Source organism: Vibrio ostreae (assembly GCF_019226825.1).
GTDB lineage: Bacteria > Pseudomonadota > Gammaproteobacteria > Enterobacterales > Vibrionaceae > Vibrio > Vibrio ostreae.
The window spans coordinates 2,747,830-2,761,030 of record NZ_CP076643.1; the positions used below are offsets into that span (position 1 = coordinate 2,747,830).

Below are 13,201 nucleotides of genomic sequence, written 5' to 3' on the forward strand. Positions count from 1 at the left end.
TTAACCTACCAATTCCTCTACAACACTTTTTCTAAGCTGAATCAATCTATCCTTCTTGGAACATGACTCCTCATGAGATAGGCGTAAATTTGATACGACCTTACAATAAGCTTTTCCTATTGAGGTATCTATTTTCGGAACCATAATTGATGCGAAACCAGCTTTGTTTATTTTCTTCATGCTGCCACTTGTTCCAGCTGCTAACTTCTGAATTGATAGCCTTCCTTGCGGCGATAGTAGAAAATTTAAAATTAGCTCTTTATCAACACCCTGCTTAAAATTTAGTCTCCACATGGTGTCGGGAAAGATAATGTCATTTCGAGCCAAATCGAAAATTCCACACAGCCCAACAAGCTCAAATGTATTAGCTCTTGAGATTAAAAAGTCTCCCTTAGATAAGGCTTTTCCAGCAGAAAAGTCAGCCTCAAGAATTGGTTTTAACTTTGAAAATTTATATCCAGACTTTGTTAAACAGCTAAGATTTAATACGTATTTTTTAGTGTCTTCCCAGTGCTCATTTGGTGAGTACCCACTTTCTGGTACCCCTTCTAGAATAGAAGACATCTTAACAAAACTCTTCGCGTTACTACTGAAGAAATCATAAGAAATCTTTCTTTCAAGAATGTTCAAGCTATCCGTGAAATATTCTAAATTCTTTAAATTATCCTCAATTTTATTTAACAGAATAAGAAGCTCTCGTTGCCGAGTCTCATTGGGTGGAATGAATTCAAACTCTTTCAAATCCCGCCATTTAGTAAATGGGTTTGTTGACCCAACTTGGACTGACTTTGCATATTCATGAAATTTATTTGAACTAAGCACATACTTAGCCATTCCCGGTATCAGCGTCTCAGAATTTTTAATCTCGTTTAGAACAAGCGTTGTATTTGCCGCAACCCCCTCAAAATCTGGTTGAGCAACCTTTCTCAATCTGGGGTTTCTCGTCATATACAGAATTTCGTAAGGTTTGAAGTGCCTGTGAAAAGTCGGCCCAGCTTCATGCAAAGGAGTTTTTCTTCTGAAGAACAAATAATCAGTATCAAAATCTTCATCCCTAACACAAAACTCTATGTTTTCACTTTCCGGATTGAAGTTTTTTCTGGGCTGCTCAAACAAGACATCTTTTAACTTTACCATTACAAGCCCACCTCATAACCTATTGAAGACAAACCCGAAAGAGCATCAGAAACGTGGCGTTTTGATTTAACCTTTGATGCAAAATACATTTCAACGACTTCTTGTGTTGATATATCTTCATTTTTTCCAAAATCAAAATACAAGGCTAAATTCAAGCTGTACTGATTTCTTGCAACCTCTTCAATAGAGACATCCACAACTTGGTTTTCTGCCCCTTCACCTCTATACAGCTCAAGAATTTTGCTTATGTTTGACTCGGACAAGAAGCTATAATTTTTGGACTTCGCGAGCTCATCTTTACAGCTAACCAGCCGAATAAAACCTTTTCGATTTTTATTTGCACTCAGAATAATTACACATGATTCCATCGGCGAGTTGTAAAACAAGTTTGGCCCAAGGCCAATCACCGCCTCGATAATATCCGACTCAATCACTTGTTTACGAATGCTTTGCTCGGAATCACGGAACAACACGCCGTGTGGCCAGAGCATGGCGGCGCGGCCAGTGTCGGGTTTCAGACTTTTTATGATATGGGTGTAAAACGCATAATCGGCACAGCCCTGCGGTGGTACGCCGTAGAGGTTGCGGCCGTAAGGGTCGGCGGCAAACTTATCGCGGTTCCACTTTTTGATGGAATAAGGCGGGTTAGCGAATATCACATCAAACTGCTTGAGTTGATCGTTTTCAATAAACTTGGGTTCGGCCAGAGTATCGCCGCGCAGCACATCGAACTCTTCGATGTCGTGCAGGAACATATTCATTCGGGCGATGGCTGAGGTGAGCAGGTTTACTTCTTGGCCATAGAGATGCACTGATCTCCATTCTTTGCCCTGAGAGCGTAAATCCATTACCGCATTAAGTAACATGCCGCCGGTGCCGCAGGTGGGGTCATAAGCTGTTTCACCGGGTTTTAGACCCATGATGCGCGTCATTAGATGTACGACGGTGCGGTTGGTATAAAACTCGGCGGCGGTATGGCCTGAGTCGTCGGCGAATTTTTTGATTAGGTATTCGTAGGCCTCACCCAGGTCATCCTGAGCGACCGATTTAATCCCCAGCGGAATTTTACTGAAGTGCTCAATCAGATCAGACAGCAGGTGATCGGGTAAACGCTCTTTGTTAGTCCACTGGGCATCACCAAACACCCCATGTAAGCGCGGGTTGTTGGCTTCAATTAAACGCAGTGCGTTTTGAATGGCTTCACCAATGTTTTTGCTGGTGTGGCGCACCTTTTCCCAGCGGGCTTCCTTGGGAATATCAAAACGGTGGAACATGGGCATGGCAGCGTATTCGGCATCGCCTTCATGGATCTCCAATGCTTCGGTGTATTCTTCCAAATACACATCCGACAAGCGCTTATAAAATAGTAGCGGGAATATGTACTGCTTGTAGTCTGAGGCGTCGATTTGGCCGCGTAAAAATTCGGCTGCGCCCCAGAGTAAGTCCTCTAATTTTTTCTTATTTAATGCGCTCATGATGTCTTCTTATCGCTTAGTTGCTGCTTTAGCTGCTGACCAAGCGCGGTTAAACGGTATTTTTGGTTACGGCTGGTTGGCTTGTCTGGAATGGTCATTTCTACCAAGGCTGGGGTGATCTCCAGCGCCGGTTTTAAGTAGTGCTTACGGAAATGCTCAGCGTTTTTCAGTGCCATTAATGCCATTAATTCGTCGCGGCTGTGCTCTTGGCTCATGAGGCTGATCATCCGTGCGACTTCCGTGGTGACTTCCGTGGTGACTTCCGTGGTGACTTCCGTGGTGACTTCCGTGGCGAACAGGGTCAAAGTCACGCCGGTGCTGCTGTCGGAGTGCCATTTTGGCGCGGGTAGGCCCGCTGCTTTGCAAGCATCTTGGATCACCACACTGCCGCGGCCAAGCTTTTCCATATAGCCTTGCAGGTATAAACCGTGGGCGATGTCGGGGTTACGCAGTACCGAGATATGGCCTTGCTGAATTTTGTGCTCGTCGATGCCTTGCGGAAACGCACCGGCGTTCCATATTTGCAGGTGCGCAGGGCTAACTTCAACCTTAATGCCGCCGGCAAAGTTGCTGTAATCGCGGTGGGCAAAGGCATTGACAATGGCTTCGCGTACCGCTTGTTCTGGGTACATGGGGATGTCTTCGCGCTGATTATTAGCGCTGCTAAAGCGTGCGCGCGATGGCGTATTGCGCATCACAAAGGTAATCAGCTGCTCGATCACCTCGGCCATTGGACCATCGAGGTGCTGTAAATCCTGATATTCGTCGTCGGCCTTATGGCGATAACACACAGCACGCACGCGGGCTTGCGGATGGCGTTTACCCGGTGCACTGGCCAATAACACATCGGCGGCATTGGTTAAGCGGCCGTATTTGGCCAAAGATAACAATTGCAACTGGTGCAGTAAGCCTTGTTCGGCTTGCGCGACTTCTTTGGGAATGCGTTTGGCGGATAGCAGTTTTTTACAAGCGCTGGCTGATAAACCTTGTTCGTCGAGTTCAGACGAGAACAAACGCTCCCAGCGGGTAGGCTCTACTTGCTTGCGCATGACCATGTCGCGGATGGTATCGACATCGGCTTTTTGGGTTTGTTCGCCAGCACGTATGTAGATGTCACTGTTAAAGGCGTAGGGGATGTCTTTTCCGGCCGGGACTTCAACCACTAATAACTGTTTATTTTCAACTTGCTGTACTTCTACCGAAAACAGTACTGGCGGTTGAATGGCCGATTTAAGCTGGCTTTCGAGCTGTTCAGCTACTTGTTCGGCATGCTCTACGCCCTTGATTTGGCCATTGTCATCGACTCCACATAGCAGGTAACCACCTTGGGTATTTAAAAAGGCACATACTTGCGGACCGCAGTGTTTTAACTCGCAGCTTGTAAGGTATTCAAGGGTTTGATTTTCGCCCAGCGACAATAGTTGCTTGAGTTGTGCGGCCGTTTTACTCATTGCTTGCTCCTACTGAGGCGCTCACTTGACTGACATTTTGAAAATGTTCGGTCAGGCGCTGCTCTACGTCTTGATAGCGAGAGAATTGCGCGACCACAAAAAGGTTGGCGTCGTCGTCACGATCGAACTTTTGTACCCAGTTGCCTTGGCGATCATCCAGTGGCAGTTGTTCCATGGTGGCGTCTTCGTATAAGTCGATCACCTTAATATTGGAAATGGACGCTGCGCCTTTGCGCAGTGTCAATTCTGAGCGCTGTTCTTGGGTTTTGTAACCTAAATCCATTAATAGGCGGCGGGCAAAGACGACTTGATCGTGCGCTAAAAACCAGCGAGGTTTATTGAGCTCGATGGCTTTTTTCATCTCTTTATGGGTTATGGATAGGCCAGTTGCATCAACGCCACTACCGTATTGCGGGGTAATAATGCCTAAAAATAGGTCGCATTTTTCTACTGCTTTTAAGCAGCTTTCAAAGGCGGTTTCGTTAGACGATACCGGTACTGTGCCTTTATGCGACATCCAAACTTCATAACCAAAGGCGGTTAGCAGTGAATATACGCGGTCGAGCAGCTCTTCTACGCCATAAACTGTGGATGACACCATCACCGTGAGCTTTTTGCTCATAGTTCAAACCCTTCCTTGATCAGCAGTGCTTCCAGTTCATTTTCGGCTTGCTCCAGGGCGGCTAGTTTTTGTTGGAAGTCTTTTAGCGCTTCTTCCACTGTGATGGTTTCTTCTTCCAGTGGTTTTTGTACATAACGCGCGATATTGAGGTTGAAGTCGTTTTCTTCAATCTCAGTTAACGCGACCCAGCGCGCAACGCCTTCGATTTCTTCGGCTTTAGGGCCTAAGGTTTCTTGCTGACGATAGATGTTAAAAATTTTGTCTGCTTGCTCATTAGACAGGGTATTTTGCGCACGGCCTTTGGTGAAGATTTCTTCTGCATTAATGATCAGCACGTGGTCTTGATGATCGGCTGGGCGTGATTTGCGCAGCACTAAAATACAGGCAGGAATGCCTGTGCCATAAAACAGGTTTGACGCTACGCCGATGATGGCTTCGATGCGGTTTTCTTGCAGCAGCTTGGTGCGGATTGCACCTTCGGCCCCACCACGAAATAGTACGCCATGGGGCAATACCACTGCCATACGACCTTGATCGTTTAACGAGGCAAACATATGTTGCACCCAAGCAAAATCACCGTTGGTTTTAGGTGCTAAACCATATTGTTTACGGCCATAAGGGTCGGCAGACCAGAGATCATAGCCCCATTCTTTGAGGCTAAATGGCGGGTTGGCGATTACACAATCAAAGGTTTCTAGGCGATCATTCACCAAAAACTTAGGCTCGCGCAGCGTGTCGCCACGAACGATGTCGAAATCTTCCTGTCCATGTAAAAACAGGTTCATGCGGGCAATGGCTTCGGTGGTGAGGTTCTTTTCTTGGCCTTTAATTTTTAACAGGCGTGGGTCTCCGCCGTTTTCTTTTACGTGATGGATGGTTTCAAGCAACATCCCGCCCGTACCGCAGGCTGGGTCGTAGACGCTTTCACCGGCTTGCGGGTCGAGGATATTAACCATTAAACGAACAATGGTGCGCGGGGTATAGAATTCCCCGGCTTTTTTGTTAGCTTTGTCTGCAAAGCGCTTGATGAGGTACTCGTATGCTCGGCCCATATCATCGTCGCGAACAGACGCCACCCCCAGGTTCACTTTGTTGAAATGGTTAAGCAGGGTAGCTAAGAGTTCATCCGACAGGCGTTCTTTGTTGGTCCAACTGGCATCACCGAATATGCCGTGTAGCTTTGGGTTAGCCAGTTCAATACCGCGAAACGCATCTTTTAAGGCTTGGCCTATGTCTTTGGTTTCGGCAAAAACGTCTTTCCAGTGGCACTCTTGTGGAATTTGAATGCGGTGAAACATGTCGCCTTTAGCAAGCTCTTCATCCCCCACTTGCTCCATGGCGTCGATAAATTCCTCGTCGTACACATCGCAAATGCGCTTAAAAAAGAGGATCGGGAAAATGTAAGTCTTGTAGTCCGATGCATCGATAGGCCCGGTAATAATGTGGGCTGCATGCCAGAGATGTGCTTCGAGGTCTTTGATGTTAATTAGGGTCATTTTGTATTCTCATTCACAGCGGAGGCCGCGGGCGATTTTTCGAGTAGTTCGTGTATATCGCAGTTAAACAAATCGCACAGTTTATCTAATGCCTCTAAGTCCACCTTAAGCGCAGTTTCTTTGTACAGTAGCGTGACGGTGGTACGGCTGAGGCCGGTTTCTCGCATCACGTCGCTAATGCGCATTTTTCTCTCACCCATTAATCGGGCTAGGTGGCAGCGGATCATGCTCTCTCCACGGTGTTTTTTAACCATAAAATTGGGGAATTATCACGGTTGCATACCTTATCACTATTATGGTTTTTCTCAACTTATTTGAGTTGAAACCAAATTTTTGGAGAAGTGATAACAGATTGTCAATGTGAGGAAGTTAGATTGCCGTAATCAAGGAAATGATACGGCAGAAAGTCGTGGAATTACTGCCCTGTACTACCGAGATTCTTCGAGATAGTTGCAATCAGGTGCCGCGAACATCCCAGCATGTCCTGAATGTCACTATAGCTATGGCCAGTCTTCAATAGACTGGCTATGTGCTGATGACGTTTCAGATCTGGTTGACGCCCATTATATTTACCATCGGATTTCGCCTTTGCGATCCCCTGAGATTGACGGCGTCGCCGGTCATCATAATCTTTACGAGCAACGGCAGCGAGCATGTCCAACATCATGGCATTGACCGCCTGTAAAATAGCGCCGGTAAAGTCAGTTTCGCTATGTTGTTGCAAAGCCAGCCAACTGGTAGGAAGTTCCGGTGAAACAATGGCTAGACGTTTGCTGGCCAGCTTTTGTTTCAACGTATCCCAATCACTTTGCTTGAGCCGCGCCAGACGGTCGATTTGTTCAACCAGCACAATGTCACCCTCACCTGACTCGACAATCAAACGCATCAACTCAGGCCTATACAACGTGGCCCCAGAAACATTCTCTATATAAAAGGCAGCAATTCGCTGGCCATGCTGAGCAGCAAACTGAATGAGTGATTCACGTGCCCGTTCTGCATTTTGTTCTTTGGTTGATGCGCGAAGGTAAGCTCGAATGAACATCTAAGTCTCCACAGTCTGTTATAAGTAGTGCTTTATCTCTGGTCTGGTTTAGGTGGTTCTGTTGGTAGTAAAACCAGTATGATGGCTAGTTCCATTGATGTGTACTCAAAAGGAACCAGCTAAGGACCAAAAATCAATCATCAAACCTAATATGGTTTCGGTAGTCGTAATCAAAGCTATCAGGAATGCCAATACCAGTACCTAAATGCCCGCGTTTATCTATATCTATTGAGGTGTAATCACCATAGAACTCTGAATCGTGCTTACGACTTTTCACCTTTTTACGATTCTTTATTTGGTAATTACTATTTAAATCAATTGGATATTTAAAAATTGCAACCACTATATATCCAATCCAAAGCGCTAAAGACATTTGCCAACACAAATAAGTAAGTGCACACCAAAATGGAACGGCTAGCCACCATTTGCGTTGGATAAATGCGAAAGCTTTAAAACACCAAATAGCTAATGGCAAACCTGCAAGCAAGAATCCCCATCCAGAGTCTTGAGCCAGCATCAATCCGAATAGCAGAACACCAAGCAACATTATATTTACTAAATCATTTTTGAGATTTTGACTCATGTTTTCCCTCCCACTCTTCAGCTTGAGATTTGCCTTGGCCTGACAATTTCTGGTTGGCCCTATAGCTGTAAAGACACCAGAAGGTGACCAAACTAAAAAATAGGAATAGCCCAAGCATTCCCCACTCAAATGCAGTCATAGCAACCTCCGCTCACTCGAGTATCCAGTCCTTGCACACTGAATAACTTGGAAAACATAAAATCAGTCATTTCATCGAGTTCAGATGGTTCGAATTCGGGCACGGTAAGGGGCATACCGAAATACTGAAGGTTCCGGTAGGATGATGGCTCGAAAATGCCTTGCGGATAACGGTCGAACGTGTTGAAAGCCTGATTCAGTCTAAGATCAACAGTCCAACCACCTGAAAGCTCAATCCAGCTATGGGGATAGACTAATTCTCCCGTGCTCTTGCATTTGACACATCCAACTCTAGGCTGATGAAACACCGAATTTCTCGTCAATAGATGACTGATCAGGTAAGTAAGAATTGTGGGATCCGTTTGGACTTCATCCATCGCCAAAACAATATTGTCTAGATCCTGATATTCACTTTTCATAATGCAGGCTCCTTAAACAGCAGTTGTTCCCCTTGCTCATACAACACTGGATATGGGAGAGATTGGCCATTCTTCACCACATGGTTTGGTGGAAAATAGATCACCATCCACGATGGCAATGCAGCACTGACGGCTCTATAAAACTCATCAATTGGAAAGTCTTGTGATCCTGACTGACGGAACACAAAGCGAGAATAGTTCTTCAGGTGATTAGCGGCGATGTTATAGCTTTCGGACTCACCATCTTTAATGTAGAGCGGGCTCTTCCAGAGATAAGGAGTAGTAATGTTGTAAGCAACCACACATTGACCAATACCGCATCCATGCTCAGCGCTTTCAACAGACCAAAGAATCATGGGATGACCATCAATTTCTGGCGTTTCTACATTACTCAGTTTAGTGACATTCAATGCCATATCATCGGCCACATGCTGGATAGCCTGATCGACAAGATGCACATATTTCTCATAAGCCTGAGATTCTGAGGTAGCAGCAGATGCGGGCATCCATCCCATTAGACTTGGTCTAGCCGAGGGATTGTCTGGTGTAATCATTATATCGGTAGCGTTAAACGCGAACGTCTGCGTACCAGAAAGACGCCGAAGCGGATCATCAAATGAAGTAGTTAGCCTAGCGAGATCAAGCAATGGAACCAACATCCCCTTGCTATAAGAGTGGGTACCATCGTGGGAATCTCTCAAATCCAAATCGTAGATGCCCCCGGCTCGCGCTAAATTCAAAGCCCGAGATTCGTCTTGAGCATAATGACGAGGTCCAGCTGCACAACCTGACAAGGACACACATAAAGCAATTAATGATAAAGACGGGTATTTTTTCATGATTACCTCCTGCTTTATAAAGATTCGCATGGAGGAAGAAAAACGCAAGAAGATTTACTATTTTATTATTTAAAATCAATAGTTTGTACTGATAGAACAAACTTCAAAATGAGTAACAATAAAGATAATAATTTTGTCCCACTTTCCCAGATATCCCACTTTAAAAATGCTGCAAATCGCCTAGAATGGGTTCTTCCATGGCAAAACCTAACAAAAGGTTGCACTCCATATGTGCGCCAATAGCTTTCTAACACTTTGAGTGGTTTTACATTTTTAGTTTCTGTATCGGCAAGTAAAGCGGCGACATACCCACAGCGGGCCTGACGTTAACGCGTCAGGCCCGTTTTTTTTTGTGGATCCCACATCGCCCCCACCCTGGCCGTTATGCATTGTGGATAACTCTGCCCACCGCAAGGATCCTTTTCTATTCATGGACAAAACATGATCTTGCCCTTTACTATCCACAACTTACCCTAGTATTCTGCTAGCCTGAATTACCATGTTTCCATCTTATGACCACATACCGGGGTTCTTATGATTCATATCATCACAGGCAGTACTTTAGGCAGCGCGGAATATGTTGGCGATCACCTCAGCGATCTGCTTGAACAACAGGGCAAAGAGACCACCATTCACAATCAACCCGATCTGAACGACATTCCGGCGCAAGGTATCTGGCTGATCATTACGTCCACCCATGGTGCCGGTGAGTATCCGGATAACATCCAGCCTTTCATCATGGCGCTGCAAAATACCCCGCCCAATACCCGGGATCTCCAGTTCGCCGTGATCGCCATCGGTGATTCCAGCTACGATACGTTCTGCGCGGCAGGACAACACGCGTATGACCTGTTGGAAGATATCGGCGCCACCCCGCTGACAGACTGCCTGCTGATTGATGTGCAGAAGCATCCGGTACCGGAAGATGCCGCCGAAGAGTGGCTGAATGACGTGATTGAGCGTTTTTAACCTCTGGCGAGCGGCTGTCACGGCCGCTGCCACCGTATTTGGCCCTACTCATTTCCAATCGGCCATGTTCCGTCGGGATAAAAACCCCGAACAATTGAACGTTTATTGACCACTTAGCCTGTGCATAAGTCTGAACTTATCCGGTGATCAACCTATAGTTATCCATAGAACAAGTTTGATCACTGCGAGGCCCTGTGTATAACTACCCATTTTGATCCCAGCTAATCCTCGTACTGATCAGTTGATGATCACAAGTTGCGATCCAGAAAAGATCCATGATCTTGTTGATCATTTCCTGGTTATCCACAGAGATCGTCGATCCTAATAATAGATCCAATAAAAGATCTCTATATAGATCTTTATATATTATTTACTTGAAAGTCCTTTGCGTAAAAAAGCACAAAAGCGATTTTCTAGCCAGTGGAAAGAAGGTAGAATACGCCTCCTTTTATTTTTCCCGTAGTCTCATTGAATACCTGAGGTCGTTCATGCTTTATCACGAAACATTTGACGTCATTGTGGTTGGTGGCGGTCATGCAGGAACGGAAGCCGCACTCGCAGCCGCTCGTACAGGCCAACGCACATTACTTCTCACGCACAATATCGATACCCTGGGCCAGATGTCCTGTAACCCGGCCATTGGTGGTATTGGTAAAGGCCACTTAGTTAAAGAAGTGGATGCAATGGGTGGTCTGATGGCACAAGCTATCGATCACGCAGGTATTCAATTTCGCACCCTGAATGCGTCTAAAGGGCCGGCAGTACGTGCCACCCGCGCTCAGGCTGACCGTGCGTTATACAAAGCGTACGTACGCAACGCGCTGGAAAATACGCCCAATCTGACGTTGTTCCAGCAAGCCGCCGATGATTTGATCGTCGAAAACGATCAAGTGCGTGGTGTGGTGACTCAAATGGGCCTTAAATTCCACGCCAAAGCCGTGGTGCTGACGGTAGGAACTTTCCTGGGTGGTAAGATCCACATCGGGATGGAAAACTTTTCTGGTGGCCGTGCCGGGGATCCTCCATCGATCGCTCTGGCTCAGCGCCTGCGTGAACTGCCGTTCCGGGTTGATCGTCTCAAAACCGGAACCCCCCACGTATCGATGCCAACAGCGTGGATTTTTCTGTGCTGGAAACGCAGCACGGTGATAATCCGACGCCGGTGTTTTCTTTCATGGGTAACCGTGAACAACATCCGCATCAAATTCCGTGTTACATCACTCATACCAATGAGAAAACTCATGATGTGATCCGTGCCAACCTGGATCGTAGCCCGATGTATGCCGGTGTGATTGAAGGGATTGGCCCGCGTTACTGTCCGTCGATTGAAGACAAGGTGATGCGTTTTGCGGATAAGAACAGCCATCAGATCTTCATTGAGCCGGAAGGCCTGACATCAACAGAACTGTATCCGAACGGTATTTCCACCAGCCTGCCATTTGATGTGCAGCTGCAGATTGTTCGTTCGATGAAAGGGTTTGAAAACGCCCATATCGTGCGTCCGGGCTATGCGATTGAATACGATTTCTTCGATCCGCGTGACCTGAAACAGACCTATGAAACCAAATTTATCCAAGGCCTGTTCTTTGCCGGTCAAATCAACGGCACCACAGGCTATGAAGAAGCCGCGGCACAGGGGCTGATGGCCGGTCTTAACGCTAGCCTGTACAGCCAGGACAAAGAGGGCTGGAGCCCTCGTCGTGACCAGGCATACATGGGCGTGTTGATTGATGATCTGTCCACCATGGGCACTCAGGAACCGTACCGTATGTTTACCTCACGTGCTGAGTACCGTCTGCTGCTGCGCGAAGACAATGCCGACCTGCGCCTGACCGAAAAAGCCCGTGAACTGGGTCTGGTCAGTGATGAGCGCTGGGCTCGCTTTAACCATAAAATCGACAATATGGAAACCGAGCGCCAGCGACTGAAAGAGACCTGGATGAATCCGAAATCGGACGGTGTTGAAGCACTCAACGCGCTGCTGAAAACCCCGATGTCGCGCGAAGCGAGCGGTGAAGATCTGCTGCGTCGTCCGGAGATGACCTACGAACTGGTCACTTCTCTGCCAGCGTTTGCGCCGGCCCTGGAGGATCGCGAAGCGGCGGAACAGGTGGAAATTCAGGTTAAATACGAAGGTTACATCCAGCGTCAGCAGGAAGAGATTGAAAAATCGCTGCGCCATGAGCACACCAAGCTGCCGGTGGATCTGGATTACCAGGACGTTAAAGGCCTGTCGAATGAAGTGGTGTTGAAACTGAACAACGCTAAACCGGAAAGCATCGGTATTGCATCACGCATTTCCGGTGTTACTCCGGCCGCGATCTCGATTCTGCTGGTGCATCTGAAAAAACATGGCCTGTTGAAGAAAGGGGAAGCCGCCTGATGAACCCATTGCGCATCAAACTCGATGCGCTGATTGCTCAGACGACCCTGGAGGTTTCTGAGCAACAGCGTCAACAACTGGTCGGCTACGTCGAAATGCTCAACAAATGGAATAAAGCCTACAATCTGACTTCAGTGCGTGATCCGCTGGAGATGCTGGTCAAGCATATCCTCGACAGCATGGTGGTCAGCCCGCATCTGAGCGGCGAGCGCTTTATCGATGTCGGCACCGGCCCTGGCCTGCCGGGGATTCCGCTGGCGATCATGAATCCGGACAAATCGTTTGTCCTGCTCGATAGCCTGGGTAAGCGGATTCGCTTTATCAAACAGGTGATTCACGAGCTGAAAATCTGCAACGTCACTGCGGTGCAGAGCCGGGTGGAAGAGTTCGATCCACAAGGCGGATTCGACGGCGTGCTAAGTCGTGCGTTTGCTTCTATCACAGATATGGTAGAGTGGTGTCATCACCTGCCTTGTGCAGACAGCGGCGTATTTCTGGCATTGAAAGGCCTGCTGCCCCAAGACGAACTCGCTCAGTTACCTGAATGGTGTTCTGTGACCGACATCAAAGCTTTGAAAGTTCCTGAGTTGGAAGGTGAGCGTCATCTTGTAATCTTATCTCGCAAGGGATAACAGCGAGGCATTACC

12 protein-coding genes and 1 pseudogene are annotated in these 13,201 nt (G+C 47.1%); 3 read left to right on the top strand and 10 right to left on the bottom strand.

The annotated features are described in order from the left end of the window. The 10 genes from KNV97_RS18740 to KNV97_RS18785 form a co-directional block, all read right to left on the bottom strand. A complete protein-coding gene (locus KNV97_RS18740; protein WP_218562566.1) occupies nt 1–1,137 on the bottom strand; it encodes a restriction endonuclease subunit S in 1,137 nt (378 codons plus the stop codon). Continuing rightward, nucleotides 1,137–2,612: a type I restriction-modification system subunit M gene (locus tag KNV97_RS18745; RefSeq protein WP_218562567.1), complete on the bottom strand. Its 1,476-nt coding sequence runs from the start codon at nt 2,610–2,612 to the stop codon at nt 1,137–1,139. The genes KNV97_RS18740 and KNV97_RS18745 overlap by 1 nt, the downstream gene beginning before the upstream one ends. Then, entirely contained in the window at nt 2,609–4,063 is a 1,455-nt protein-coding gene (locus tag KNV97_RS18750) for an RNA-binding domain-containing protein (protein ID WP_218562568.1), read from the bottom strand. Before KNV97_RS18750 ends, KNV97_RS18745 begins: the two co-directional genes overlap by 4 nt. Further along, complete coding sequence (locus KNV97_RS18755; protein WP_218562569.1) at nt 4,056–4,685, bottom strand: DUF4062 domain-containing protein; 630 nt, start codon at nt 4,683–4,685, stop codon at nt 4,056–4,058. Before KNV97_RS18755 ends, KNV97_RS18750 begins: the two co-directional genes overlap by 8 nt. Beyond that, the gene (locus tag KNV97_RS18760; protein ID WP_000172631.1) at nt 4,682–6,181 is read right to left on the bottom strand and encodes a type I restriction-modification system subunit M; all 1,500 of its coding nucleotides are present in this window, start codon (nt 6,179–6,181) and stop codon (nt 4,682–4,684) included. Before KNV97_RS18760 ends, KNV97_RS18755 begins: the two co-directional genes overlap by 4 nt. Continuing rightward, complete coding sequence (locus KNV97_RS18765) at nt 6,178–6,435, bottom strand: helix-turn-helix domain-containing protein (RefSeq protein WP_001931646.1); 258 nt, start codon at nt 6,433–6,435, stop codon at nt 6,178–6,180. The genes KNV97_RS18760 and KNV97_RS18765 overlap by 4 nt, the downstream gene beginning before the upstream one ends. A 161-nt stretch (nt 6,436–6,596) precedes the next feature. After that, on the bottom strand, nt 6,597–7,223 hold the full coding sequence (locus KNV97_RS18770; protein ID WP_218562570.1) for a recombinase family protein: 627 nt from the start codon (nt 7,221–7,223) through the stop codon (nt 6,597–6,599). Nucleotides 7,224–7,356: 133 nt separating this feature from the next. Continuing rightward, the gene (locus KNV97_RS18775; protein WP_060579508.1) at nt 7,357–7,770 is read right to left on the bottom strand and encodes a hypothetical protein; all 414 of its coding nucleotides are present in this window, start codon (nt 7,768–7,770) and stop codon (nt 7,357–7,359) included. Nucleotides 7,771–7,931: 161 nt separating this feature from the next. After that, a complete protein-coding gene (locus tag KNV97_RS18780; protein WP_186265182.1) occupies nt 7,932–8,363 on the bottom strand; it encodes a hypothetical protein in 432 nt (143 codons plus the stop codon). Further along, entirely contained in the window at nt 8,360–9,202 is an 843-nt protein-coding gene (locus tag KNV97_RS18785) for a hypothetical protein (RefSeq protein WP_186265180.1), read from the bottom strand. Before KNV97_RS18785 ends, KNV97_RS18780 begins: the two co-directional genes overlap by 4 nt. Before the next feature lie 534 nt (nt 9,203–9,736). Between KNV97_RS18785 and mioC the strand changes: the two genes are divergently transcribed. From mioC to rsmG, 3 genes and pseudogenes are all read left to right on the top strand, one after another. Next, the gene (gene mioC / locus KNV97_RS18790; protein WP_136487723.1) at nt 9,737–10,171 is read left to right on the top strand and encodes an FMN-binding protein MioC; all 435 of its coding nucleotides are present in this window, start codon (nt 9,737–9,739) and stop codon (nt 10,169–10,171) included. Between the two features lie 488 nt (nt 10,172–10,659). Beyond that, nucleotides 10,660–12,554: pseudogene (gene mnmG, locus KNV97_RS18795) on the top strand (tRNA uridine-5-carboxymethylaminomethyl(34) synthesis enzyme MnmG). After that, nucleotides 12,554–13,186: a 16S rRNA (guanine(527)-N(7))-methyltransferase RsmG gene (rsmG, locus tag KNV97_RS18800; RefSeq protein ID WP_218562571.1), complete on the top strand. Its 633-nt coding sequence runs from the start codon at nt 12,554–12,556 to the stop codon at nt 13,184–13,186. Before mnmG ends, rsmG begins: the two are co-directional and overlap by 1 nt. The last annotated feature ends 15 nt before the right edge of the window (nt 13,187–13,201 follow it).

Excerpts from the sequence above, each read along its gene's own strand:
- KNV97_RS18775 (WP_060579508.1), bottom strand. The coding sequence starts at position 7,770 with ATGTTGCTTGGTGTTCTGCTATTCGGATTGATGCTGGCTCAAGACTCT.
- KNV97_RS18745 (WP_218562567.1), bottom strand. The coding sequence starts at position 2,612 with ATGAGCGCATTAAATAAGAAAAAATTAGAGGACTTACTCTGGGGCGCA.
- KNV97_RS18755 (WP_218562569.1), bottom strand. The coding sequence starts at position 4,685 with ATGAGCAAAAAGCTCACGGTGATGGTGTCATCCACAGTTTATGGCGTA.
- KNV97_RS18740 (WP_218562566.1), bottom strand. The coding sequence starts at position 1,137 with ATGGTAAAGTTAAAAGATGTCTTGTTTGAGCAGCCCAGAAAAAACTTC.
- KNV97_RS18770 (WP_218562570.1), bottom strand. The coding sequence starts at position 7,223 with ATGTTCATTCGAGCTTACCTTCGCGCATCAACCAAAGAACAAAATGCA.
- KNV97_RS18780 (WP_186265182.1), bottom strand. The coding sequence starts at position 8,363 with ATGAAAAGTGAATATCAGGATCTAGACAATATTGTTTTGGCGATGGAT.
- KNV97_RS18765 (WP_001931646.1), bottom strand. The coding sequence starts at position 6,435 with ATGGTTAAAAAACACCGTGGAGAGAGCATGATCCGCTGCCACCTAGCC.
- KNV97_RS18760 (WP_000172631.1), bottom strand. The coding sequence starts at position 6,181 with ATGACCCTAATTAACATCAAAGACCTCGAAGCACATCTCTGGCATGCA.
- KNV97_RS18785 (WP_186265180.1), bottom strand. The coding sequence starts at position 9,202 with ATGAAAAAATACCCGTCTTTATCATTAATTGCTTTATGTGTGTCCTTG.
- KNV97_RS18750 (WP_218562568.1), bottom strand. The coding sequence starts at position 4,063 with ATGAGTAAAACGGCCGCACAACTCAAGCAACTATTGTCGCTGGGCGAA.
- mioC (WP_136487723.1), top strand. The coding sequence starts at position 9,737 with ATGATTCATATCATCACAGGCAGTACTTTAGGCAGCGCGGAATATGTT.
- rsmG (WP_218562571.1), top strand. The coding sequence starts at position 12,554 with ATGAACCCATTGCGCATCAAACTCGATGCGCTGATTGCTCAGACGACC.